The sequence below is a fragment of the Parvimonas sp. D2 genome, assembly GCF_035282635.1.
In the GTDB taxonomy this organism is placed as follows: domain Bacteria; phylum Bacillota; class Clostridia; order Tissierellales; family Peptoniphilaceae; genus Parvimonas.
In genome coordinates this window covers 43,368-68,409 of record NZ_JAYKBO010000003.1, presented here as the reverse complement: position 1 = coordinate 68,409, position 25,042 = coordinate 43,368, and the positions used below count along the sequence as shown (strand labels likewise).

23 protein-coding genes and 1 pseudogene are annotated in these 25,042 nt (G+C 29.0%); 22 read left to right on the top strand and 2 right to left on the bottom strand.

Annotation, left to right across the window (positions count from 1 at the left end; all coding sequences use genetic code 11):
- Positions 1-15: 15 nt before the first annotated feature.
- Positions 16-492: a GNAT family N-acetyltransferase gene (locus VJI77_RS04530; RefSeq protein ID WP_323988446.1), complete on the top strand. Its 477-nt coding sequence runs from the start codon at positions 16-18 to the stop codon at positions 490-492.
- A gap of 237 nt (positions 493-729) precedes the next feature.
- On the opposite strand, the gene VJI77_RS04525 is transcribed toward VJI77_RS04530, so the two are convergent.
- Positions 730-2,199, bottom strand: a complete 1,470-nt coding sequence (locus tag VJI77_RS04525; RefSeq protein ID WP_323988445.1) for a glutamate decarboxylase — start codon at positions 2,197-2,199, stop codon at positions 730-732.
- A gap of 63 nt (positions 2,200-2,262) precedes the next feature.
- Complete coding sequence (locus tag VJI77_RS04520; protein WP_323988444.1) at positions 2,263-3,747, bottom strand: amino acid permease; 1,485 nt, start codon at positions 3,745-3,747, stop codon at positions 2,263-2,265.
- 380 nt (positions 3,748-4,127) lie between these two features.
- Here VJI77_RS04520 and VJI77_RS04515 point away from each other — a divergent pair, with 380 nt between their 5' ends.
- From VJI77_RS04515 to VJI77_RS04415, 21 genes and pseudogenes are all read left to right on the top strand, one after another.
- Positions 4,128-5,021: a flavodoxin domain-containing protein gene (locus VJI77_RS04515; protein ID WP_323988443.1), complete on the top strand. Its 894-nt coding sequence runs from the start codon at positions 4,128-4,130 to the stop codon at positions 5,019-5,021.
- A gap of 969 nt (positions 5,022-5,990) precedes the next feature.
- Complete coding sequence (locus tag VJI77_RS04510) at positions 5,991-6,848, top strand: transglutaminase domain-containing protein (RefSeq protein WP_323988442.1); 858 nt, start codon at positions 5,991-5,993, stop codon at positions 6,846-6,848.
- A gap of 53 nt (positions 6,849-6,901) precedes the next feature.
- A pseudogene (locus VJI77_RS04505) lies at positions 6,902-7,261 on the top strand (DUF6176 family protein).
- 27 nt (positions 7,262-7,288) lie between these two features.
- Positions 7,289-8,050, top strand: a complete 762-nt coding sequence (locus tag VJI77_RS04500; RefSeq protein WP_323988438.1) for a class I SAM-dependent methyltransferase — start codon at positions 7,289-7,291, stop codon at positions 8,048-8,050.
- Between the two features lie 663 nt (positions 8,051-8,713).
- Positions 8,714-9,454, top strand: a complete 741-nt coding sequence (locus VJI77_RS04495; RefSeq protein WP_323988441.1) for an alpha/beta hydrolase — start codon at positions 8,714-8,716, stop codon at positions 9,452-9,454.
- 28 nt (positions 9,455-9,482) lie between these two features.
- Entirely contained in the window at positions 9,483-9,842 is a 360-nt protein-coding gene (locus tag VJI77_RS04490) for a DUF6176 family protein (RefSeq protein ID WP_323988440.1), read from the top strand.
- Positions 9,843-9,869: 27 nt separating this feature from the next.
- Positions 9,870-10,631: a class I SAM-dependent methyltransferase gene (locus VJI77_RS04485; protein ID WP_323988438.1), complete on the top strand. Its 762-nt coding sequence runs from the start codon at positions 9,870-9,872 to the stop codon at positions 10,629-10,631.
- Positions 10,632-10,660: 29 nt separating this feature from the next.
- Positions 10,661-11,575 carry an alpha/beta hydrolase fold domain-containing protein gene (locus VJI77_RS04480; protein WP_323988436.1) on the top strand — a complete coding sequence of 305 codons (915 nt, stop codon included), beginning with the start codon at positions 10,661-10,663 and terminating at the stop codon, positions 11,573-11,575.
- 49 nt (positions 11,576-11,624) lie between these two features.
- Entirely contained in the window at positions 11,625-11,954 is a 330-nt protein-coding gene (locus VJI77_RS04475) for a nuclear transport factor 2 family protein (RefSeq protein WP_323988435.1), read from the top strand.
- A 171-nt stretch (positions 11,955-12,125) separates the two neighbouring features.
- Positions 12,126-13,574 (top strand): glutamate--tRNA ligase, encoded by a 1,449-nt coding sequence (gene gltX / locus VJI77_RS04470; protein WP_323988434.1) that lies wholly within the window; start codon positions 12,126-12,128, stop codon positions 13,572-13,574.
- Between the two features lie 13 nt (positions 13,575-13,587).
- Positions 13,588-15,285, top strand: coding sequence for a DUF2207 family protein (locus tag VJI77_RS04465; RefSeq protein WP_323988433.1), 1,698 nt, complete (start codon positions 13,588-13,590; stop codon positions 15,283-15,285).
- 50 nt (positions 15,286-15,335) lie between these two features.
- Positions 15,336-17,057, top strand: a complete 1,722-nt coding sequence (locus VJI77_RS04460) for a DUF2207 family protein (protein ID WP_323988432.1) — start codon at positions 15,336-15,338, stop codon at positions 17,055-17,057.
- Positions 17,058-17,104: 47 nt separating this feature from the next.
- A complete protein-coding gene (locus VJI77_RS04455; RefSeq protein WP_323988431.1) occupies positions 17,105-17,653 on the top strand; it encodes a LemA family protein in 549 nt (182 codons plus the stop codon).
- Between the two features lie 141 nt (positions 17,654-17,794).
- Entirely contained in the window at positions 17,795-18,268 is a 474-nt protein-coding gene (locus tag VJI77_RS04450; protein ID WP_009354514.1) for a YehR family lipoprotein, read from the top strand.
- Between the two features lie 149 nt (positions 18,269-18,417).
- Entirely contained in the window at positions 18,418-18,891 is a 474-nt protein-coding gene (locus VJI77_RS04445) for a YehR family lipoprotein (RefSeq protein ID WP_323988429.1), read from the top strand.
- A gap of 253 nt (positions 18,892-19,144) precedes the next feature.
- On the top strand, positions 19,145-19,618 hold the full coding sequence (locus VJI77_RS04440) for a YehR family lipoprotein (RefSeq protein ID WP_009355006.1): 474 nt from the start codon (positions 19,145-19,147) through the stop codon (positions 19,616-19,618).
- A gap of 245 nt (positions 19,619-19,863) precedes the next feature.
- Positions 19,864-20,826 (top strand): metal ABC transporter solute-binding protein, Zn/Mn family, encoded by a 963-nt coding sequence (locus VJI77_RS04435; protein ID WP_323988428.1) that lies wholly within the window; start codon positions 19,864-19,866, stop codon positions 20,824-20,826.
- Between the two features lie 68 nt (positions 20,827-20,894).
- Positions 20,895-21,605, top strand: coding sequence for a metal ABC transporter ATP-binding protein (locus VJI77_RS04430; RefSeq protein WP_009354812.1), 711 nt, complete (start codon positions 20,895-20,897; stop codon positions 21,603-21,605).
- 3 nt (positions 21,606-21,608) lie between these two features.
- Positions 21,609-22,493: a metal ABC transporter permease gene (locus VJI77_RS04425; RefSeq protein WP_323988427.1), complete on the top strand. Its 885-nt coding sequence runs from the start codon at positions 21,609-21,611 to the stop codon at positions 22,491-22,493.
- Positions 22,490-23,599, top strand: a complete 1,110-nt coding sequence (locus VJI77_RS04420) for a metal ABC transporter permease (protein WP_323988426.1) — start codon at positions 22,490-22,492, stop codon at positions 23,597-23,599. The genes VJI77_RS04425 and VJI77_RS04420 overlap by 4 nt, the downstream gene beginning before the upstream one ends.
- Positions 23,600-23,934: 335 nt before the next feature.
- Positions 23,935-24,993 carry an ABC transporter substrate-binding protein gene (locus tag VJI77_RS04415; protein WP_323988424.1) on the top strand — a complete coding sequence of 353 codons (1,059 nt, stop codon included), beginning with the start codon at positions 23,935-23,937 and terminating at the stop codon, positions 24,991-24,993.
- Positions 24,994-25,042: the final 49 nt, after the last annotated feature.

Below are 25,042 nucleotides of genomic sequence, written 5' to 3'. Positions count from 1 at the left end.
TCAGGAGTGATAATCTTGGAATATTTTTTGAATATAGAAACAAAAAGGTGTAGGATAAGACAATTTAAACAATCAGATGTAGATGACCTATATTTGATATTAAGTAACCCTAAAGTGATGGAATACATTGAAGCACCTTTCACTTTGGAAAACACAAAAGACTTTTTAAACAAAAATGCACTGTCTTATCCTCCACGAGTATTTGCTTTGGAATATAAAGAAAATAAAAAATTAATTGGACATATTATTTTTCACAAATACGTTAAAGACAGCTACGAAATTGGATTTATCTTAAATTCAGATTATTGGGGATGTGGCATAGCAGATGAAATAACAAAATCACTAATTGACTATGCAAAAAATAAAAATATCCATTCACTCATTATCGAATGTGATAGAAGACAATTAGCAACACAAAAAATCGCAACAAATAACAATTTTAAGTTAATAAGTAGCGAGGATTTGCTTGTTTATGAATTGGTTTTAGAGTAAATATGTGTGGGTTATGTATCTACGATACATTTACTTTTGCTTGTAAACAAGCAAAGTTAGGACTAGATTAGTTTTGCTAACGCTCCAGTCGAAATGACATGTTAGGGAAGATACTCCGATTAAGAACAAGACGTTAAGAGTAAAAAACTTAAAAATACTTTTTAGATGAGATTCTTATTACTAAATATACATTAAAATAGGGACTGTTACCAGCCCCCTTTTAGTGTTTTAATTTAATTATCTACCACTATGGTCAAATCCCTTATCAGGTTTTGCATTCTTTTCATTATCATGGAGAACAACTCTTGAACCGTTTAATATTTCAATTTGTTTTTTCATTTCGTTTATACAAAGAATTGCTAAAGGCATACCGAAGTCTTGACGAAGAACAAGTCTTTGTACATCTACATCTTTAATATTTTCAGGCATAGGATATGCAGGAATCATCCAACCATGCATACGTAGTCTATCTTCAAGGTCATATAATGTCCATTGTACATTTGCATTTTCTTTTAGTCTCCAGCATACGATTGGGATTTGATTTGCTTCTTCAAGCAGTTCAAATATTCCCATTTTTTTGATTTCATCTGCCATGTATCTTGCTACATCTATTGTTCTTTGATGAATTTCTTTATAGCCTTTAAACCCGTTTCTCATAAGCATATAGTATTGACCGACAATTTGAGATGCACTACGTGAGAAGTTGATTGCCATAGTAGCTTCTTCCCCTCCTAAGTAACTAACCCAGAAAATTAATTCTTCTGGAAGAGCTTTTTTGCCACGCCAAATTACCCAGCCTACTCCCGGATATACAAGACCATATTTATGACCTGAAGTACTAATTGACCATACATTTTTTAATCTGAAGTCCCATTTTAATTCAGGTTCTATAAAAGGAGCAACCATACCTCCAGAAGCAGCATCAACGTGGATTCTAATAGGTAAATCAGGTTTCTTTTTATTATATTGTTCAACTAGTTTGTCAAGAGCTTTTACATCATCATATTTTCCTGTATAAGTAATACCTAAAATAGCAACTATACCTATTGTGTAATCATCAACATAATCCATTACTGTATCCATATTAAGGGATAAATGTTCCATATCTAGTGGAACAGTTCTCATTTCAATATCCCAGTAGCGACAGAATTTTTCCCAACATACTTGATATCCTGAAGAAATTACAAGATTAGGTCTTTTTTTGGTGAATCTATTAACTCCTGCTTTATCTGCAAGATGTTTCCATCTGAAAAGCATAGCTAGTCCACCTAGCATACAAGCTTCTGATGAACCGACAGTAGATGTTCCTATAGGTTCTTCTTTTGGATTCATATGCCATAAGTTTCCTATAATATCGACACATCTGTTTTCAAGGTCTGCAGTCATTGGATATTCATCTTTATCAATTGCATTTTTTTCAAAATTCTCTGCCATCAATGCCGTTGCAGTTGGTTCCATATAAGTTTGACAGAAAGTTGCAAGGTTTTGTGTTGCATTTCCTTCTGTTTTTAAATATTCTCTAATAATTTCTGCTGCAACTTGAGGTGATACAGGATTTTCATTTATTTTTTTGTTTGGCATTTCAATATCGCTAGCTTCTGTACCGAAAATTGGTGTAAGATATCTAGTTTCTTGATTCATTGATTCAAGAATATCACTGATATGATTAGTGCTTTTTCTACTTGATTTTGATATTTTTTTACTCATATTAATCTTCCTTTCTTTAAATAAAATTTGAACTATATCAATGTATTTAATAATTTATAATAACTACTTACTTTTATCATCATATTTTGTTGCCCATCTATGTTTATTTGAATAAATAATTATAGGAACTATTAAGGAGATAATAAAGCATATAATTAGCACAATTTGATATACTTGATTATCTGCAGTTGTTAATTTTGATGATGGGAAAAATGAAATAATTAAAGTTGCTATTGTAATAAGCAATCCTACTGTAGCAACAATTATTTTAAATACTTTTCCACCAGGAACTTGGAATGTACGTTTTAAATTAGATTTTTTCAATATTAAAACGAAATATCCTAAGAAGAATAATATATATCCAACCAAATAGATTACAACTGTAAGTCCTATTGCTGTTAAATAACCAACTGATGAATCAGAACCTCCTGCCAATGCTATAGAACCACATAGAACTGCATCCCAAATTGTTACTATAATTGCTTGAAGTATAACTGTTTTTACTGACACTCCATTTTTATTAGTTTTTGCAAAAGATGGAGGGAGAATCTTATCATTTGCAGCTTCTAAAAGCGCTCTGGATGGGCCAACGATCCAAGAAGATATTTCTGCTAATACACCAAGAGCTAATAGAATAGCAACAATTAAAACAAGCCAATTATATTGTGAACCAAAATGTTCTATAAAGATTGTTTCAAAGGCTTCAATTACTCCATAAGATAGATTACCATTTAATATTTTGTCAGGAAGTGTTGTTGCTATGGCAAGTCCGCCAAGAGCATCAAGTACAATTGTAAGTATAGTTAAAACAATCATAACTGAAGGATATGTTCTTGTCGGATTCTTAAGTTCGTTAACGTGAGATGCTGACGCTTCTACGCCCATATAACCGAGAATAAAAGAAGCAAAAATTACAAGAGTTCCTGTTTCCTTGAAATTTGGAATTAGAGTTTCTGTCGTAATCTTAATTTGAGAAACACCACCAGTACTAAAGTATGCAATTAAGCCAATGAAAAGTATAATAACTGGAAGAACTATTCCTCCAAGAAAACCAATCTTAGAAATTCTTTCTGTATATTTTGTTCCACCTAATTGTGTAAATGTTAGAACCCACACAATGATTGCAACTCCAAAAAACATAACCATTGGGTTATTGTAAAGTGCATCAAATTTAAATACGTATGCCAATGCTGCAAGTATAAAAAATGCCATGGTAACAAATCCTACTGTTATTTGAAACCATTGAAAGAATAAAGCTGAAAATCCCCATCGTTTACCTAGAGTATTTCCAACCCATGAGTAAATACCTCCAGATTCCCATCCTTCTACTGTTGCCATTTCTGCAGAGCATAATGCAACAGGCAAGAACCAAAAAAGTCCTCCGACAATTAGAAAGAATACAAGTTGAAATCCAGAACTAGCAAAAGACGGATATTCATATACCGTCATTACCATAGATGCTGTAATAGCAAAAAAACCAAAAAATCCCAGCTTATGCGCTGATTTGTTATTTGATTTTACTGATGATGTTATCTTATTATTAGTCATAAAATTCCTCCTTTCATTCATCATAATCAAAATATCTTTTGGTGGTAATTTATACCATTGCTCTTTTTTAAAAATATTAAAAGTATCAAAATTTAATTCAAAAAATCGAAGTAAATTTATAAAACTTTTATGTAAATTATATATATGTAATATATTATGCAAAAAAACTACTTACATCATAGTAATACCCCTATGTATATTATTATATCGATAATTTTAAAATTTATATTTTGTTTGATTTGATTGGTGAAATAATGTAAATCATAATTGAGCATATTTATTAAAATAAGTTATTATCAATGATTTTATTTTTGTTAGCTAAATTTGGCAAAGGGTATATTTAAAATAATGTTACTAAAGTTGAAAAGAGGCGAACAGATATGAGTAGTGCCATGGAATATAAGAGTCATCAAAATTTTGATTTTTCTTTAGATGATAATATTTTGGATGAGAGAGAATCTTTTTCTCCAAAAGTTAAGGTAATTTATTTTTCACCTACAGGAACTACTAAAAAAATAATTAAGAATGTGATTAAAGGGATTGAGTCAAAGCAAGTAGAGTATGTTGATTTAACAAAGGATAATAGAATTTCAAAGAAAGAAAAAATTGACACTACTAAAGATGATTTAATTATTTTAGGGGCACCAGTTTATGGTGGATTTTTGTATAAAGAATTTAGAAATTATATAAAGAATATTGATTTTAATAATAAAGCTGTCGCTATAGTTTTACTATATGGAAATGCTGCAATTATGTTTTCAAAAAGAGAGATTGTTTCTATAGTAAAAAAGAATAATGGCAATGTTGTGGGTTATGGAGAGTTTGTTGGAGAACATTCTTTTTCAACAAAAGAACTACCTGTTGCTATAAATAGACCGAATGCAGAAGATATTAATATGGCAATTTCATTTGGAAAGGCTATAAAAGAGGGATTAAAAAATAATATAGAAAAGAATAAAAGCTTAAGCTTATTTGATAGATTTATAGGCAAAGTTGCTGATATAAAACCTGTACATACTGGGAGAAGAATATTTACTATTCCTAAAACTGATTACGAGCTTTGTGATAATTGTGGTGTTTGTATAAAAAAATGTCCTAAAGCTTGTATAGATAATAATATTGTAACTGACAAGAATGCTTGTATTGTTTGCATGGCTTGTGTAAAGGCTTGTCATAACAATGCTCGTATAAGTAAAGCAAAAAATCCATTTATAAAAATAGGATTGAAAAAAATTAATAGAAATAAAAACGAGTCAAAGTTTATTGTTTTTTAGAATTAGTAGATTTTGTGTTTTAATTAAAAGAAATTAGACGGTTGAGATGCTGTCTTTTTTGTTGTAAAAAATAATTTATTATTTTATGTATCTACGATACATTTAGTTTTGCTTGTTTGCAAGCAAAACTATGAGATCTCTCCGCGTTGGTCGAGATGACGTATAAGGAGAAATCTTCGTTTAATGGCAAGACGTCAAAAGTAAATAATCTTCAAAAATTCTAAAAAATACCAAGTGTTTGAAAAAATTTTTTAATTATTAAAAAAATTATATTAAACTAAATATTTCACGTCATAGCAACTTGCAAAGTGATGCCCCCAACACGTCATCTCGAGCGTAGTCGAGAGATCTAATTACTATTATTTGTTTGCAAATAATAGTAAGTTTTATAAAAGTCTAAAAAAACAAAATAGTTATAGCTATTTATACAAAATTTCTAAAGTTTCATTTAGTATGAAAATTTTATATCTGACTTATCTTCAATACATTTAGTTTTGCTTGTTTACAAGCAAAACTATGAGATTTCTCCATTTCGCTAACGCTCCAGTCGAAATGACGTATAAGGAGAAATCTTCGTTTAATGGCAAGACGTCAAAAGTAAATAATCTTCAAAAATTCAAAAAATATACTAAGTGTTTGAAAAAAATTTATAATTATTAAAAGTATTATATGAAATTAAATATTTCACGTCATAGCAACTTGTAAAGTAATGCTTCCAACACGTCATCTCGAGCGTAGTCGAGAGATCTCCTAAAGCTCCAATAAAGATTAATATACATTTTTGTATAAATTTTTCTAATTTTCAAGTAAAAAACTATTTGAGAGAGTGATAAATCACTCTCTTTTAAATTTTTATAGATTAGAATTGTAACAAGTGGTATAATAGAGTTAAATTTGTGAGAATGTAAGTAAAGTATAAGGTATGAGTATCGAAAAATTATAATTAAGAATTTGTATTGGAGAGGTAAAATGACATATATTCATTCTGATGATAAAGTGATAGATGAGTTTATCCAAAAAAACATTAAGGATAGAAGTAGTATTAAAGCTGTATGTGAAGAACTATTTAATTGGTTTGATAAAAATGTAAGATACAGTAGATTAAACGCTCCGTTTTTTCCTTTGCAAAGAAGTGATTTAGATGTTATTTCAATGCAGGCTGGAACTTGCGGTGATTATTCAAATTTATTGGTTTCAGTATTTCAAAAATTAGAATATGAAGTAAAATATGCATATATACATAAAGATTGTTATGGAGACGAACAAGACCATATATGTGCTGCTGTTCGGGATAATAATAAATGGATTCTAATAGAAGCAACATTACCATATAGAAAATGGCATGGTTTTAACTGCAAGCATCAAGAATATGAATTGTTATCACCCGATGATTTTGAAGATAAGATGAAAAAAGAGGAGAGCTATTGGATGAGTGTAGCAAATAAATATGGCAATGAGTTGCTTGCTGGTTTGTTATATGCACCATGGATTCACGAAGAAATTATCAAACAATCAGACAGCATATTAGAAAGTGTATTTTTTACCCTTTTATTAGATGAGCAAAAAAATAAAACGATATATGCATACTATAAAAAATATACAAAGGAATCCGGAACAATTCCTATAATGTGTATTATATCTAATGGCACACAAAAATACTATTTTTCTTGTAAAACTTCTACTAATATATGGGATAATGAGCAATGGAGTGAAGAATATCTCGAATCAGATATTCCAAGCAAATTTAACACAGATACATTATACGAATTAAAAAATTGTATATCAAAGTTCTTATTAGATATTGACAAAGTTTTGTCTGATTTATAGATTTTAATAAATCCTTATTTGTTTAATTAAATATAATATTTTTGGAGGAAAGTATGAATATAGAATTATCACGATTTCGTGTCAGAAAAGGGAAGTCGGAAGTAGTAGATAAGTGGATGAATTTTTTAAATGAAAACATTGAGGAAGTATTACTTACTTTGGACGGAGAGAAAATGTATGTCGAAACTATTTTTAGATAAAAATGTGATGATGAAGAGTATCTTTATTGGTATTCAATTCAAGGAGAAAATGGAATAATAGTGGAAGAGTCTGATTCGTGGATAGATAAAAAGCATCTTGAGTATTGGGATGAATGTATAGATAAAAATTATTATGTTGAAATGTCAATGCAAGTTTCTATGATTCCTCATCATATAGCTAATTTGATGACGGATAATTCAATTGTTAGATAAAAAAAGTAGGAGTTTAAGGAGAAAAATATGGATAAAAAGACACTTTTAAATGAATGGTTACATGAGCAGGAAATTGCCCATATTAAGGGCTGGGATTTTTCTCATATTAGAGAAAGATATAGAGAAGAAGATGATATTCCATGGGATTTTGCGAGCATTATAAAATCTTATTTAAGAGAAAGTGATTATTTGTTGGATATGGAAACAGGTGGTGGAGAATTTCTTTTATCTTTTCTACTAAATCCTAAATATACTTCAGCAATTGAAGGCTATGAGCCAAATATTAAGATATGTGAGGAGAGACTTATTCCTTTGGGAATAGATTTTAAACCAGCCGATGGTGGTGATGAACTTCCTTTTAAAGATAATTATTTTGATATTATTACAAATAGACATGGTGAATATAATATTAATGAACTTAAAAGAGTTCTTAAAAGTGGAGGATTATTTCTTACACAACAGGTTGGTGCAGAAAATGACAGAGAATTAGTGGAACTTTTAATAGGAGATGTTGATATTCCATTTCCTAAAGCTTATCTGAATATTTCAAAAGAAGAATTTATAGAAAATGGTTTTGAGATTGTTGAAGAAGCAGAAACTTATAGACCGATAGAGTTTTATGATGTTGGAGCTCTAGTTTGGTTTGCAAGGATTATAGATTGGGAATTTCCTTATTTTGAAGTTGAAAAGTATAAAGAAAATCTCTTTAAAGCACAGGAAATTCTTGAAAAAGAAGGAGTAATTAGAGGTAGAATTCACAGATATTATTTTGTTGCAAGAAAGAAATAGTAAAATTAGAAGTTTAGTAATAAACAAAAGATGGGAAAAAATATCGAAAAATTGAATTTTTTATGTTAATATTTTTGACGGTAGATATACCGTCTTTTTTATGTGAGAAAAATGACAAATCTATTTTATGTATCTTCGATACATTTACTTTTTCTAAAGCAAAAGTATGAGATCTCTCCACGTTGGTCGAGATGACGTATAAAGTAAAATTCTTTTATTAGTGGCAAGACGTCAAAAGTAAATAATTTTCAAAAATTCAAAAAGTATACTAAGTGTTTAAAAAAAATTTATAATTAATAAAAATATTATATGAAACTAAATATTTCACGTCATAGCAACTTGCAAAGTAATGCCCCCAACATGTCATCTCGAGTGAAGTGAAACGAAGTCAATCTAGCCCTAACTTTGCTTGTTTACAAGCAATAGTAGGTCTGACGGGGCAATTGTATCAAAAGATACAGTTGCTCTGAAGATCTCCTAAAGCTCCAATAAAGATTAATATACATTTTTGTATAAATTTTTCTAATTTGCAAGCAAAAAACTATTTGAGAGAGTGAGAAATCACTCTCTTTTAAATTTATATATAGATTAGAATTGTAACAAGTGGTATAATAGAATTAAATTAAAAAGATTATTGATAATACGGAAATTAAGGAGCAAAAAATGAATTTTGTTGATATTAATGAGGGTGGCGAAAAGGTAATATTACTTATTCATCCTATGTTATCTTCTGCTGAGGGAATGAAATTTTTAATTGCTGACAATATATTAGGGGATTATAGATATATAATTCCGGACTTATCAGCACATGGAAAGTCAAGAGAAGTATATAAGTCAGCGGAAATGGAAGCTAATAAAATAAAGAATTATTTAATTGAAAACGGAATAGATAAGATAAATTTAGCTTTTGGAGCCTCTTTAGGTGGAGTAGTATTGTTAAATTTATTAAATAGCAAGGATATAATTATAGATAAATGTGTTTTTGAAGGAGCTAGTTTGTGGCAAAAAGCCTATTTTTTAGATTTTCTTTTTAAGAAAATTTTTTTGAGAAAACATAAGAAAGCTCTTAAAGATAAGAATTTTGCTGTAAAAAAAATGACTACTCTATATGGAGCGGAATTTGGTAAAATAATGGCAGAGTCTTTTATAAGGATGGATGATGAAAGTATTGTGAATATAATTCACGACTGTTCTTTTGTAAAAATTCCAGATTTATCTAAGGATGAGCAAGAAAAGCTGATTTTTTGTTATGGTTCTAAAGAGTTTGATTATAAAGAAGCGAAGAAGGTGATACCCAAAAAACTACCTTATGTTAAATTAAAAGTATGGGAAGGTTATGGGCATTGTGATAAAATTACAGAAGATAATTTAGAATATTGTAAATTTTTAGAAAGTCAAATATAAAAAAAAGTACTATTTTTGGGGGAAAAGTATGAATATAGAATTATCACGATTTCGTGTCAGAAAAGGTAAGTCGGAAGTAGTAGATAAGTGGATGAATTTTTTAAATGAAAACATGGAGGAAGTATTACTTACTTTGGGCGGAGAGAGAATGTATGTAGAAACTATTTTTAGAGAAAAATGTGATGATGAAGAGTATCTTTATTGGTATTCAATTCAGGGAGAAAATGGAATAAGAGTAGAAGAGTCTGATTCGTGGATAGATAAAAAGCATCTTGAGTATTGGGATGAATGTATAGATAAAAATTATTATGTTGAAATGTCAATGCAAGTTTCTATGATTCCTCATCATATAGCTAATTTGATGACGGATAATTCAATTGTTAGATAAATAAAATAGATATTTAAGGAGAAAAATATGGATAAAAAGACACTTTTAAATGAATGGTTACATGAGCAGGAAATTGCCCATATTAAGGGCTGGGATTTTTCTCATATTAGAGAAAGATATAGAGAAGAAGATGATATTCCATGGGATTTTGCGAGCATTATAAAATCTTATTTAAGAGAAAGTGATTATTTGTTGGATATGGAAACAGGTGGTGGAGAATTTCTTTTATCTTTTCTACTAAATCCTAAATATACTTCAGCAATTGAAGGCTATGAGCCAAATATTAAGATATGTGAGGAGAGACTTATTCCTTTGGGAATAGATTTTAAACCAGCCGATGGTGGTGATGAACTTCCTTTTAAAGATAATTATTTTGATATTATTACAAATAGACATGGTGAATATAATATTAATGAGCTTAAAAGAGTTCTTAAAAGTGGAGGATTATTTCTTACACAACAGGTTGGTGCAGAAAATGACAGAGAATTAGTGGAACTTTTAATAGGAGATGTTGATATTCCATTTCCTAAAGCTTATCTGAATATTTCAAAAGAAGAATTTATAGAAAATGGTTTTGAGATTGTTGAAGAAGCAGAAACTTATAGACCGATAGAGTTTTATGATGTTGGAGCTCTAGTTTGGTTTGCAAGGATTATAGATTGGGAATTTCCTTATTTTGAAGTTGAAAAGTATAAAGAAAATCTCTTTAAAGCACAGGAAATTCTTGAAAAAGAAGGAGTAATTAGAGGTAGAATTCACAGATATTATTTTGTTGCAAGAAAGAAATAGTTAAATTACAAATTTAGGAGGAATGAAAAATGTCTAAGTTATCTTTGAAATATCGTTTTTTAAAAGTGATTATTAAACTTATTGGAGTTAAAAGATATTTTAATAAAAGTGAAACAGAAATTATTTCAAACGCTAGAAAGAGAATGAAAAAAACAAAAATTCCAGTTCTTTCTCATAATGAAATCAACTATGAAATCAAAGAGTTTAATGGAGCAAAGGTTGTGTATATAACACATAAAAAGCCGACAAAAAAAGCTTGTCTATTTATAATAGGAGGAGGGATGATTATGCATCCAAGTAAGAATTCTATTAAAACAGCTTTAAAGGTAGCTCTTGAAAGTGGTCGTAATATGGTTATTCCATATTATCCACTATGTATAAATCATACAATTGATGAAGTGTATGAATGGATGTATAGTTTATATAAGTCAATGCTTAATGAATATAATGTTTCAGATATTCTTGTTACAGGAAGTTCTTCCGGTGCAACTCTTGCATTAGGACTTGTATCATATATAAATATTTCAAAGAAAGATATTGAAGTTCCAAAGAAAATATATGCATCATCTCCAGGAGAATGTTTTAAAGATGAAGATTTGATAAAAAAAGGAGAAATTCTTGATAAAAAAGATATTTTATTGACTTTATCATTTGTTAAAATTTTTGGTAAAATTATGGCTCATGGAAAAGATATGCCAGAGTATATGCTGTATCTTGAAAAGGGTGATTATCACGGAGTAGAGGAAGTCTATCTTTCTTATGGAAGTGATGAAGTGCTTTATGCTGCATATGATAGGATAAAAGATAAACTTGAGAATGATGGAGTTAACGTGATTTCAGAAATAGGAGAAAATTTGTTTCACTGTTATCCGTTCTTTCCTATTGTAAAGGAAAGCAAGTCCGGTTGGAAAAATATGTTACAATATCACAAAACTAATGAATAAACGTATTTAGTATTTTGATAATTTAGAATTTAATGAAAGCAGAGAAATTATGGATAATAGAGATATTTTATATACTTTTTTTAAGGCTGAAAATGAGCGTAATTGGGAATTGTACAAACAGTTTTTACATCAAGAAGTATGTTGGGAATTGTTCAGCAAAGAAAAGAAAAAAATTGTTGGAATAGAAAATTATATGAAAACTATAAAAAATGCATATCTAAATACGGATTCTAAATTTTCGTGTATAGATATGCAGATTTCTAAAAGCGGAAATAGAATAGCCACTTATTTAGTAAATAATTTTGGTGTTCGTTCTTTGGATATTTTTGATTTTAAAGATGGAAAAATATATAGAGAATATGAGTTTATTTTAGATTGATAAATTAAAATTGTTAAATATAAAAAAATTTATAGAATTTTTGACGGTAGAGATAACGTCTTTTTTTGTGTATGAAATTAATTATGTTTTTTGTACTAATTCTTTACAAAATAGTGCAATTAATATATAATTATTGTAAGTTTATGTTTATTTTTTAGGAGGGAAAAAGGAATGGTTAGATTACGTTTTGCACCAAGTCCAACAGGATATTTACATATAGGAGGACTTAGGACTGCTTTATATAATTATTTATATGCTAAGCAAAATGGAGGAAAGTTTTTGCTTAGAATTGAAGATACTGATAGAACAAGATATGTTGAAGGAGCTATAGAAAATTTAATTCACGAACTTAAGTGGGCAGGAGTTGAGGCAGATGAAGGGGTTTGTCTTGATGAAAATGATAAGATTACAGAAGTTGGAGATTGTGGTCCATATATTCAATCTGAAAGAGTTGAAAAGGGAATTTACAATAAATATGCAGAGGAACTTATTGAAAAGGGATATGCTTATTATTGTTTTTGTAGCAAGGAAAGACTTGATGATATAAAAAATCAACAAAAGGCTGATGGAAAAATTCCAAGATATGACGGACTTTGTAGAGGCGTTAGCATTGAAGATGCTAAAAAGAGAATTGCAAACGGCGAAAGTTATGTTATCAGATTAAAATTACCGGAAAATAGAGATATTGTTTTTGAAGATGTAATCAAAGGCAAAATTACAATAAATACAAATGATATGGATGACCAAGTTTTAATTAAGGCTGACGGTTATCCAACTTATCATTTTGCAGTAGTTGTTGATGACTATTTAATGGGAATTACTCATATTGTAAGGGGAGATGAATGGATTTCATCAACTCCAAAACATATTTATCTTTATGAAGCTCTTGGCTTTGAAAAGCCTACTTTTGTTCATTTACCAACAGTTTTAAATAAGAGTGGAAAGAAATTATCCAAGAGAAATGATGATGCGTCTGTTGAAGATTTTAGATTAAAAGGATATTTACCAGAAGCACTTATAAATTATCTTGCTCTTGTAGGTTGGAGTCCTGAAAGTAATGAAGAAATTTTATCCTTAGATGAAATGGTTAAACAATTCTCTTTCGATAGAGTTTCAAAATCTGGTGGAGTTTTTGATGTAGATAAATTAGATTGGGTTAATGCTCAATACATTAGAAAGATGGAAGTTTCAGAACTTGCAAAACTTGTTAAACCTTATTTGGTTGAAGCTGGTTTTATAAAAGAAGATATTTGTGAAAAGAGACTTGAGCTTATCACAAAGACTTTCCAAGAGTCTATTTCAAGACTTCCTGAAATTGTAGATCAATCAAGATTCTTATTTGAAGAAGTTGAAGTTGAGGCTGATGCTTTAGAAATGAGAAATGTAGAACATATAGGAATTTTAAAGGAAAAAATCAAGGAAGAATTATCTCAAATTGACGAAATTGATGAAGAGATTGCTAAGGGCTTTATGAAAAAAGTTCAAAAGGCATCAGGTTTTAAGGGCAAAGACTTGTATATGCCTGTTAGAGCATTGCTTACAGGTCAAGTTCACGGACCTGAACTTTCAAATATTTTAGAAATTTTAGGTAAGGGAGAAATTTTGAGAAGATTGAAATAGGAGGTTAAGTCTTATGAAAAATCTTAAAAATTTAGCAAAAAAAGTTTTTGCATTTTCCATTGTTTTATTAACTTTGTTTGTAATACCTTTCAATAATTCTTTTGCAGACACTTTTTATAAGAATGAAATTAATGTTAAGATTAATAAAGACGGAAGTGCCGATGTTGAAAGTATTATGGATTTTGAACCATCTAAAGGAACTGAATACTATATTCCTATAGAAAATTTAGGAAAAAGTGAAATTTTAAACTATGATGTTTCTGAAATTATAGAAGGAAAAGAAGTTCCTTATGAAACTTTAAAAACTTGGAATGTAAAACAATCTAGAGAACAAAAAGCAAAGAAAGCCGGAGTTGTAAAGACTAAAAATGGTTATGAACTCTGTTTTGGATTTGGTGAGTATCAGAGAAAAACTTTTGTTTTAAGATATAGGGTTACAAATTTTGTAAAACTTTTAAAAGACTCTGATATGGTTTATTGGCAATTTGTCAATAAGGGATTAAATTCAGCGCCACAAGAAGTGAAAATTACTATTTCTAAAGCTGAAGGTAAATTCGACAATTCAAATTCAAAGATTTGGGCTTTTGGAAATAAGGGAAAGATTGAATTTTTAGATGGAAAAATAGTTTTTAATAGTTTAACAGGTCTTTCTAGTTCTAATTATGTAACTATTTTAACTCAGATTAATAAAGGAGAGTTTACCTCTGGTGAAACTATAAATAAAGATTTTTCATATTATCAAGATTTAGCTTTTAAAGGCTCCGATTATACTAAAAAAGCCGATAAAAAAAGTAGCAATAAGATTTTTTATGTTGCAGGAGGTATAATTGTTGCCATTGTTGCTCTTGTTAAAATATTTGGCAAGAAAAAGAGCAATGGATATCAAAAAGGAGACTTTAAAGGAGAATATTACAGAGATATTCCTGAAAAAGAATGGTGGAAATTGTCCGATATTTTAGAAGATATAGGTTTCGATGGTCAAGAATCGATAATTAGAGCATATTTTCTAAAATGGATACAAGAAAAAATATTAATACCTGTAACTGAAGAAAAGGGACTTATTTTTAAAAAAGACACATTGGCTTTGAAAATAAAGAGCGGTTTTAACAATGATTTCGAAGAAAAAGTAGAGAGAAAACTATTTGCTATGTTTGTAGGTGCTGCCGGAGCTGATGGAATCTTACAAGAAAATGAGTTTTCTGATTATTTGGAAGATACGGATAATCAAGAAGAATTTGAATCAATAGAAGAAGATTTAGAAGAACTATCCAATGAATATGCAAGTAAAAATGATCTTTTTGAAAAAAGTAGTAAAGGAAAATATTCTCATACTTATAGTGAAAAAGGCAAAGAATTTACTGCAAAATTAGTAAAAAATTATAATTATTTGAAAGATTTTTCATTATTGAGTGAGAGAGAAATTTCAGAGATAAAAGTTTGGAAAAACTTGTTAATTTATGCAACGCTTTATGATGTTGCAGATGAAGTTGAAAAACAATTAAAGAAATTATCTCCGGAATTTTTGAGAAATATAGATATGGATGTAGAATCATTGCATACGGCAGTTATTTATTCTAATGCATTCTCTAATGATTTCGTAGATGCTTATTCAAGAAGTGTTGAAGAGGCTTCTGATGGAGGTGGAGGCTTTACAAGCATCGGCGGTGGAGATGATTCCTTCGGTGGCGGAGATGGTGGAGGAACTCGTTAATAGTATTTAAGACAAAATAGATAATGATTTTAAGGAAATATAGGAGGCTTATGAAAAATTTTAAAAGTATTATCAGGAGACTTTTTATATTCTCATTTATAATAGTTGGCATTTTTATAATTTCTTCCAATAATTCTTTCGCAGACACTTTTTATAAGAATGAAATTAAAGTTAAAATTAATAAAGACGGAAGTGCTGATATTGAAAGTATTATGGATTTTATGCCAACTAAAGGAACAGAATACTATATTCCTATAGAAAATTTAGGGAAAAGTGAAATATTAAATTTTACAGTTTCTGAAATTCAAGAAGGAAAAGAAGTTCCTTATGAGAGTTTACAGACTTGGAATGTAAAACAAACAAGAGAACAAAAGGCAAAAAAGTCTGGAGTTGTAAAAACGACAAAAGGGTATGAGCTTTGTTTTGGTTTTGGAGAATATAAGAGAAAGACTTTTGTATTAAGATATAGGGTTACGAATTTTGTAAAACTTTTAACTGACTCGGATATGGTTTTTTGGAAGTTTGTAAATGACGGATTAAGTGCAGCACCAAAAGAAGTAAAAGTTACTATTTCAAAGGCAGAAGGAAAATTTGACAATACTAATGCTAAGATTTGGGCATTTGGTAATAAAGGAAAAATAGAATTTTTAGATGGAAATATAGTTTTTACTAGTTTATCAGCACTTTCTGGCTCTAATTATGTAACTGTTTTAACACAGTTGAATAAGGGAGAATTTACTTCTGGAGAAGTTATAGATAAAGACTTTTCATATTATAAAGATATGGCATTTAAAGGTTCAAGTTATAAGAAAAATACAACTAAAAATACAAAAACATCTAAAGCTACTTACAGAACAATAATTAAAGCCATAATATTTTTATTTATTGCTCTTTTTGGATCTTCTGCTGCAATCTCATCTAGTAAGAAATTTAAAGGTGGATACAAAAAAGGAGATTTTAAAGGAGAGTATTACAGAGATATTCCTGAAAAAGAATGGTGGAAATTATCCCATATTTTGAAATGTGCGGGTTTTGATGGTCCAGAGTCAATAATTAGGGCTTATTTTCTAAAGTGGATTCAAACCAAACTTTTAACACCTATGACTGAAGAAAAAGGATTTATCTTTAAAAGAGAAATTTTATCTTTGAAAATAAATTCTGAATCAAATTACGAATTTGAGACTTCTACAGAGAGAAAATTATTTGATATGGTTAAGGCAGCTGCTAGAGATGATGAAATACTACAGGAAAATGAATTTACTGCATATTTAAGAAAGACAAAAAATCAAAATGCGTTTAAAGCTATACAAGAAAGTCTGAAACAAGAATCTGTTACTTATGCAACACAAAATGACTTGCTTGTTAAAAATAGCAGAAATAAATATGTATATACTTATAGTGACAAAGGTAAAGATTTTACTGCTCGTCTAATTAAGTATTATAATTATTTAAAAGATTTCTCATTATTAAGTGAAAGAGAAGTTTCTGAAATAAAAGTTTGGAAAGATTTATTGATTTATGCAACTCTTTTTGATGTTGCAGAAGAAGTTGAAAAGCAATTAAAGAAATTATCTCCAGAATTTTTGGAAAGTTACGATGTTGATGTTTATTCGTTGCATACTGCTATGATTTATTCTCATGTATTTTCTAGTAACTTTTTAGACGCTTACTCAAAAAGTGTTCAAAGTTCCTCTGGCGGAGGCGGAGGCTTTTCAAGTATCGGAGGTGGCGGAGGCTCCTTTGGTGGTGGTTCCGGTGGTGGAACTAGATAGTTGGGTATATATTCAATGAAATATATAAATTTAGAAAGGAGAAAAATATGACTGTTTTATATGTAGTACTTGCAGTAGTAGTCCTACTTGTATTGTGGATTATCTCAAGTTATAACAGATTAATAAGACTTAGAGAAATGGTAAAAAATGCTATGGGACAAATAGCTGCAAATGTTGAATCAAGATGGGATGCTTTAAAATCTTTGATTGATGCAACTAAAAAATATTCACAACATGAAGCTGAAACATTGGAAAAAGTTGTTCAAGCAAGAGGAGGATTAAATAGTAACAGTTCTGTAAAAGATATTGAAGCTGATGATAATATGTTTACTCAAGCTCTATCAAGACTTGCTGTTGTAGTTGAATCATATCCTGAATTAAAAGCTAATACAGTGTATTTAAATACTATGGATAAAATTGACTCTTATGAACAAGATGTAAAGAACTCCAGAATGATTTACAATGACACTGTTACTAGATTTAACAGATCAATGTTAACTTTCCCAATAGTTTTAATTTCAAGAATGTTAGGATTCCATGAATATGAATATTTCCAAAATACGGAATCAAAAGCAAACCCACCAAGTTGGGATTAGTAGGAAAATATTATTATAGTTTAAAAAGCACTTGTAAGAGTGCTTTTTAGTTGAGTTTTTATAAATTTTTTTACAATAAGTAATTGAAAAATTGATTATTATGTGATAAAATTACTTATATATTTTTTATGGAGGAATATTATGAAAAGATTAAGAAATGTTATGTTATCTTTAGCAATGCTTTTTGTTATAGTATTATCAACTGCTTGCTCAAGTAAAGAAACTACTGCTACAAAAACTTTTGTAAAGGAACAAAATGGTGTTAAGGTAACTCTTGTCTATACTTATATTGAAAAGGACGACAAAGTTGTTAAACAAACAAGTAAAACTGAGGCTCTATTCTCAGCATTTCAAGGCAGAGACATAGAACAATTAAAGAAACAAATACAAGATGTTTCTGCTAAATATCAAGGGATTAAAGGTTTAAAAGAAACTTTAGATATCCAAGAAGATAAATTTGTTGAAGAAGTTGAAGTAGATTATACAGACTTTGATTATGAAAAGGCGAAAGGCCTTCCAGGAATGGTGTTCACTGGAAATCCTAGCACGAATAAAGTTAGCATGGAAAAAAGTGCAGAAATGTTAAAATCACAAGGATTTGAAGAACAAAAATAATATTTGTACGATTTGAAAGACGGTATATAATATCGTCTTTTTCATTTTAGATTTAGTGATAATATGATTAGTTTAGAACTTAAACTAGATTGAAAAAAACTTTTTAATATGTTAAAATTAATTATAAAATTTTTACGCGGAGGAAAATTATGAAAAAATTTAGAAAGATACTATTATCAGTAGCTATGCTTTTAGTTGTAGTTTTAGCAACAGCTTGCTCAAGTAAAGAAGCTAATGCAACTAAAACTTTTGTTTTGGATAAGAATGGCTTAAAAACAACTATTACTTATACTTATATAGAAAAAGATGATAGAGTTATTAAGCAAACAACTGTAAATGAAGGTATATATGAACAATTGCCATCTACTAAGACAAAAGAAGCAGTTCAAAAGGTATTAGATCCAATTGCTGCAAAATACCAAGGAATCCAAGGAATAAAAGAATCAATTGATTATCAAGATGATAAATTTATTGAAAATTTGGAAATTGATTATGAAAATATTGACTATGAAAAAGCAAAAACTGTTCTTGGAAGTGGATTTGCAGATCCTTCAAAGACTAAAATTAGCATGAAAAAAACTGAAGAAATGCTATTAGGTAAAGGATATAAAGAACAAAAATAGAAAAATTTTAGAACAAAGAGTAGTATAATTTTTATACTACTTTTTTATTGCAAAATTGTAATAAAATTTTAGAAGATAATCTTTTACAGTAATTTAGTGGGTTTGTGAAAATTTAGTTTATATTATAGAATTTATGTCTAATTTACACTAGTATAAATTATGAAAATATACAGTGTTTTATCCTGGGTCTATTTGAAAAAAATATGTGTTTATGATAAAATAAACTGAATTATTTTTTATATGGAGGTTAATTATGAGAAAATTAAAAAATATTCTTTTATCATTATTAATGATATCTGTTGTAGTATTATCTACTGCTTGTTCAAGTAAAGGTAGTAATCCTACAAAAACTTTCGAATTAGAAAAAGATGGTATGAAAACAACTATTACTTATACTTATATTGAAAGTGAAGACAAGGTTATTAAACAAAATACTGTAGTTGAAGGCGAATATGCAAAATTAAAGCCAGCTAGAACTAAAGAAGAATTTCAAAAAATAGTTGGACCTATCGCAGAAAAATATCAAGGCATCCAAGGTATAAAAGAATCTATTGATTATCAAGATGAAAAGTTTGTAGAAAATATCGAAATAGATTATGAAAATCTTGATTATGAAAAGTCAAAAACTGTTTTAGGAAATAATTTCCAAGACCCAGCAAAAGTTAAGATTAGTATGAAAAAGACTGAAGAAGGCTTGATTAAACAAGGATATACAGAAAAGAAATAATAAAATTTTAGAATGAAAAGTAGTATAATTTTTATACTACTTTTTTGTTTTAAAAGAAAATGTATCACTTAAATTATATAGCACATTATTATTGTCATATTAGAAATCCATTTAATTATAGTCAAAAATAAAGATAAAAAAATATTTGTGAAATAGATAATCATTATTGATATTTTTAAAAAAATGTGGTAATATATATGAGTAAGAGAAATTAAATTCTTTACAGATTTTTTAGGAGGGAAAAAATGAGAAAAAAAATTATATTATTACTTGCATTGGTACTTTCCGTTGGGGTTTTGGGAGCTTGTACCAAAAAAGATGATAGTAAAAACAAAGAGAGAGAAAAGAAAACTGAGCAAAAGACTTCAAAGAAAAAAGTTGTTGCTACAAGTACAATGCTTACAGATTTAGTAAAGCAAATAGGTGGAGATAATTTTGAAGTTGAGGGAATGATGAAAGCGGGAGTTGACCCTCACTTATATAAACCAACAGCAGGAGATGTTGAAAAACTTGAAAAAGCAGATGTTGTAGTTGTAAACGGATTACATTTGGAAGGACAAATGGGAGAAATTTTACAAGGTTTAGAAAAACAAAATAAGAACGTTGTAACTGCAGCAAAAAATATTCCATCAGATAGATTACTTCCTTGGGATGAAGAAGGAGCAGGTCCTAATGATCCACATATTTGGTTTAGTGTTAAGAACTGGAAAATAGCTGCGAAAAATGTAGCAGAAGGTTTGAAGAAAACTGATAGTTCAAAAGCTGAAGAAATAGATAAAAATCTTGCTAAATATGAAAAAGAACTTGATGAACTTTCTGATTATATAAAGAAAAAAGTTTCTGAATTACCTGAAAATCAAAGAGTTTTAGTTACTGCTCATGATGCTTTTAATTATTTTGCAAAGGAATTCGGATTTAAGGTAGAGGCTATTCAAGGAATCAGTACAGAATCAGAAGCAAGTGCAGCTGATATAAAGAAACTTTCAGATTTCTTGGTTAAAACAAAAATAAAAGCAGTTTTTGTTGAATCTTCAGTTCCTAAGAAAACTATTGAATCTTTAGTTGAATCTTGTAAAGCTAAAGGACATAATGTTAAAATAGGTGGAGAGTTGTATTCTGACTCATTAGGAGATGATAATACAAAAGAAAATACTTATATCTCAATGTTTAAATATAATATTGATACTATAGTTGATGCTTTAAAATAATACTTGAAAAAAATCTCCTAAATATATATACTTATATTGTGGAGATTTTTTGTTTTTTGGAGGAAAAAATGGACGAAATAGCTGTAAAAGTTGAAGATTTAACTATTGCCTATTATCTTAAACCTGTAGTTTGGGATGTGGATTTGGATATTAAAAGAGGTAAACTTACCGCGATTTTGGGACCAAACGGTGCAGGTAAATCGACTTTGTTAAAGGCAATGTTAAATTTAATCCCCATTTCATCCGGAAAAATTTCATTTTTCGGCAAGCCTTATAAGGAATTTAGAAAAGATATTTCTTATGTGCCACAAAGTGAGTCTGTCGATTGGGATTTTCCGACAGATGTTTTGGATGTTGTTATGATGGGAACTTATGGGAAGCTCGGTTGGATAAAAAGAGCAGGTAAAAAAGAAAGAGAATTGTCTTTAGAGGCTTTAAAGAAACTTGGAATGGAAGAGTTTGTCGATAGGCAAATAAGCGATCTTTCCGGCGGCCAACAACAGAGAGTTTTCTTAGCGAGAGCATTAGTTCAAGATAGTGAAATTTATTTTTTAGATGAACCGCTAAAAGGGGTTGATGCTAAAACGGAAAAAGAAATTATGAAAATTTTGAAAGAACTTAGAGATAGCGGAAAGACAATCATAGTTGTTCATCATGATTTGAGAACTGTTGAGGAATATTTTGATGAGGTTGTACTTTTAAATAAATTGGTTATCGCTTCAGGTTCCGTTAAGGATGTTTTTACAGAAGATAATATAAATAAGGCATATAGGGTGTAGATTATGAACGGAATTTTAGATTTACTTACTGACTATACTTTTTTGATGATAGCTTTAGGTTCAGGACTTTTGGGACTTTTAAGTGGAATTATGGGAGTATATGTTACAGTGAGAAAACAAGGACTTATCTGTGATGCAATCAGCCATTCAACTCTTCCCGGTGTTTGTATTGCTTTTATGGTACTTGGAATTAAAAATTTGGAATTTTTACTTCTTGGAGCTTTTATTGCAGGAGTTATAGCTGCACTTCTTATTTTCGGAATTGATTTAAAATCAAAAGTAAAATTTGACAGTGCATTGGCAATTGTTTTGTCAACATTTTTTGGGCTTGGCGTTGTTTTACTTGCACTTATTCAAAGAAAGGCAAATACTAATCAAGCAGGTCTTGATAAATTTATATTTGGGCAAGCTGCCGCTTTTTTGAAAAAAGATATATATTTTTTAATCGGAATAATTATTTTGGTACTGTTTGTAATTTTACTATTTTGGAAAGAATTAAAACTTTTTTCCTTTGATCCGGAGTTTGCACAAACAAAGGGATTTTCTATAAATTTAATGACCGGAATATTAATAGTTTTACTTGTAATTTCAATAGTTATGGGAATTCAATCAGTTGGAGTAATTCTTATGAGTACAATGTTAATTGCACCACCTGTTGCTGCAAGACAATGGACGGATAAATTCAATGTTATGATGATTTTATCAGGAATTTTTGGAGCTTTTTCAGGAATTACCGGTTCATTTATAAGTATGTACTATAAGGGGTTGTCAACAGGACCAGTTATAGCGATAGTTGCAAGTTTAATTGTATTTTTTAGTATATTATTTTCGCCTAAAAAAGGAATTTTATTCAGTAAAAAGAGAACTATGCAAGGAGGGACTAAATGAGACAATTAGAAATTTTAATAGCTGTAAGTTTAGTTTCAGCTGCTTGTTCACTATTGGGACCATTTTTAATTCTTAGAAAAATGTCTATGATGATAGATTCTATAACTCATACAATTTTACTTGGAATCGTAATTGCTTTTTTCATTACAAAAGATTTGACAAGTCCTTTGCTGATTGTCGGTGCCGGACTGGTTGGAATACTTACTGTATTTTTGACGGAGCTTATAAATCAAAAGACAACTTTGCATGAAGATTCGTCAATTGGACTTGTATTTCCATTCTTATTTAGTATTGCTATAATAATGATTTCAAAGTTTTTAAGAGGAGTACATCTCGATGTCGATTCAGTTTTAGTTGGGGAAGTAGCCTTTTCAATAATTCCAAGAATAGAGTTTTTCGGATATGAAATGTCAAAAGTTATTTTTGTAATGGCTGTAATATTTTTAATCGATTTAATCTTTGTTTGGGTTTTCTTTAAAGAATTAAAAATTTCTACTTTTGACAAGAATTTAAGTTTAATTTCAGGGTTTACACCTGTTGTCATCTATTATGCACTAATGAGCTTAGTTTCGGTAACAACTGTAGGAGCATTTAACGCTGTAGGTTCAATACTTGTAATTTCATATATGGTTGTTCCGTCTGCAACGGCATATCTATTAACACATGATTTGAAGAAAATGATATTTCTAAGTGTTTTCACGGGAGTTTTAAGTAGTGTAATAGGATTTTATATGGCATATATTTATGACCTTTCTATTGCAGGAACAATAGCCATAGTTAACGGATTGATATTTTTATTAGTATTTATATTTGAACCGAGAAATGGAATTATCAAAAAAATATTAAATGAAAACAGAAAAAGAGCTGAATTTGCAGAGGTTACAATGATGCTTCATATAATAAACCACGAAAATACTCAAAGAGCTGATATTGAATGTAATGTTGTAAAAATAAATGAGCATCTATGTTATGCAAAGAATAAATTTGAAAGAGTTTTAAAGAATTTATTGAATAAAAAATTTGCATATATAGAAAATGATATTATTAAAGTTACTGACATTGGTAGAGAGAAAACTTTGAATAAATTTAATGAGTGGATGAAGTAGAATATAGGTAAATTAATTTTTTGATTATTATTTATCTTTATTTAAATTTGCAAAGTGATTATTTCAAAAATTTAATATTTTTTTAAAAGAGAGACAATTTTTCATAAAATATCTCTCTTTTTAGTGTAAATTTACTTTTTGTATAATTTAGATAAGAACTAATAAATAGGGATAATATTTTTTATAGGGACAAAATAGTCCCTTAATTTTTTTAGAAAAATTTTAAATTATTTAGAAAATCACCAAAAAAATTGTAGATTTTTTTTAGAATTTTGAATATAATTAGTTCTGGAGTGTGTACTCGAAAAAGATATTATTTCTATTTAGGAGGATTTATGAAAAAGAAATTTTTGGCACTTATGTTGTCAGCATTAATGATTGGTGCAACTGCTTGTGGTGGAGGCTCTGATAAGAAAGATGATACAAGTAAAGATATGAAGGCGAATGAAGAAGTTTCTGGAAAAGTTAGAATTTATACTTCAATGTATGAAGATATAATTGCTAATATGAAACCTGCACTTAAAAAGAAATTTCCTAATTGTGAAATTGAATTTTTCCAAGGCGGAACTGGAACTTTACAAACTAAAATTGCTGGGGAAATCGAAGCAGGAAAACTCGCTTGTGATATTATAATGGTTGCAGAACCTTCCTATGCTTATGAATTAAAAGAAAAAAATGTATTACATAAATTTGATATCGAAAACAAAGATAAATTAGCTTTCGAATATGATAAAGAAGGATATTGGTATCCAGTTAGAATTTCTAATATGGTTTTAGCTTATAATCCGGAAAAAACAAAGAAAGAAGATTTAGCCCAAACTTTTAAAGAATTTGCTGAAAAGGAAAGCCTTACAGGAAAGATTTCAATGTCAGATCCTTTAAAATCAGGTACAGCTCTTGCAGCTATCAGTGGATTAAAAGATAAATATAATGATGAATATTTTGCTAATTTAGCTAAGAGAAAAGTTGCTATTGAAGCAGGTAGTGTTGCTTTGACAAAACTTGAAACTGGCGAAATGGATGAACTAATGATTCTTGAAGAATCTGTTTTAAAGAAAAGACAAGATGATAATTCTTCATTAGAAGTTATATATCCTAAAGATGGAACAATTGTAGTTCCTTCACCAATTATGGTTGTAGATGAAAAATTAACAGAAAATAAAAATACAAAAGCTGCAGAAGCAATTTCAAAATGGTTCTTATCAGAAGAAGGTCAAAAATATATAGTTAAGGGATGGATGCATTCTGTACTAAAAGATTTCCCTGAAGTTCCTTATGATGCAATTAAAACTTCTGAAATTACAGCAAATAGTATAAATGTTAAATGGGAACAATTAGTTAAAGACAGAGATTCTCTAAGAAAGATGTTTACAGATACAATTGGTAAAAAATAAGAAATAAGAACCATATAAAAAATTGGAGCTTATTGTTTTACAATAAAAA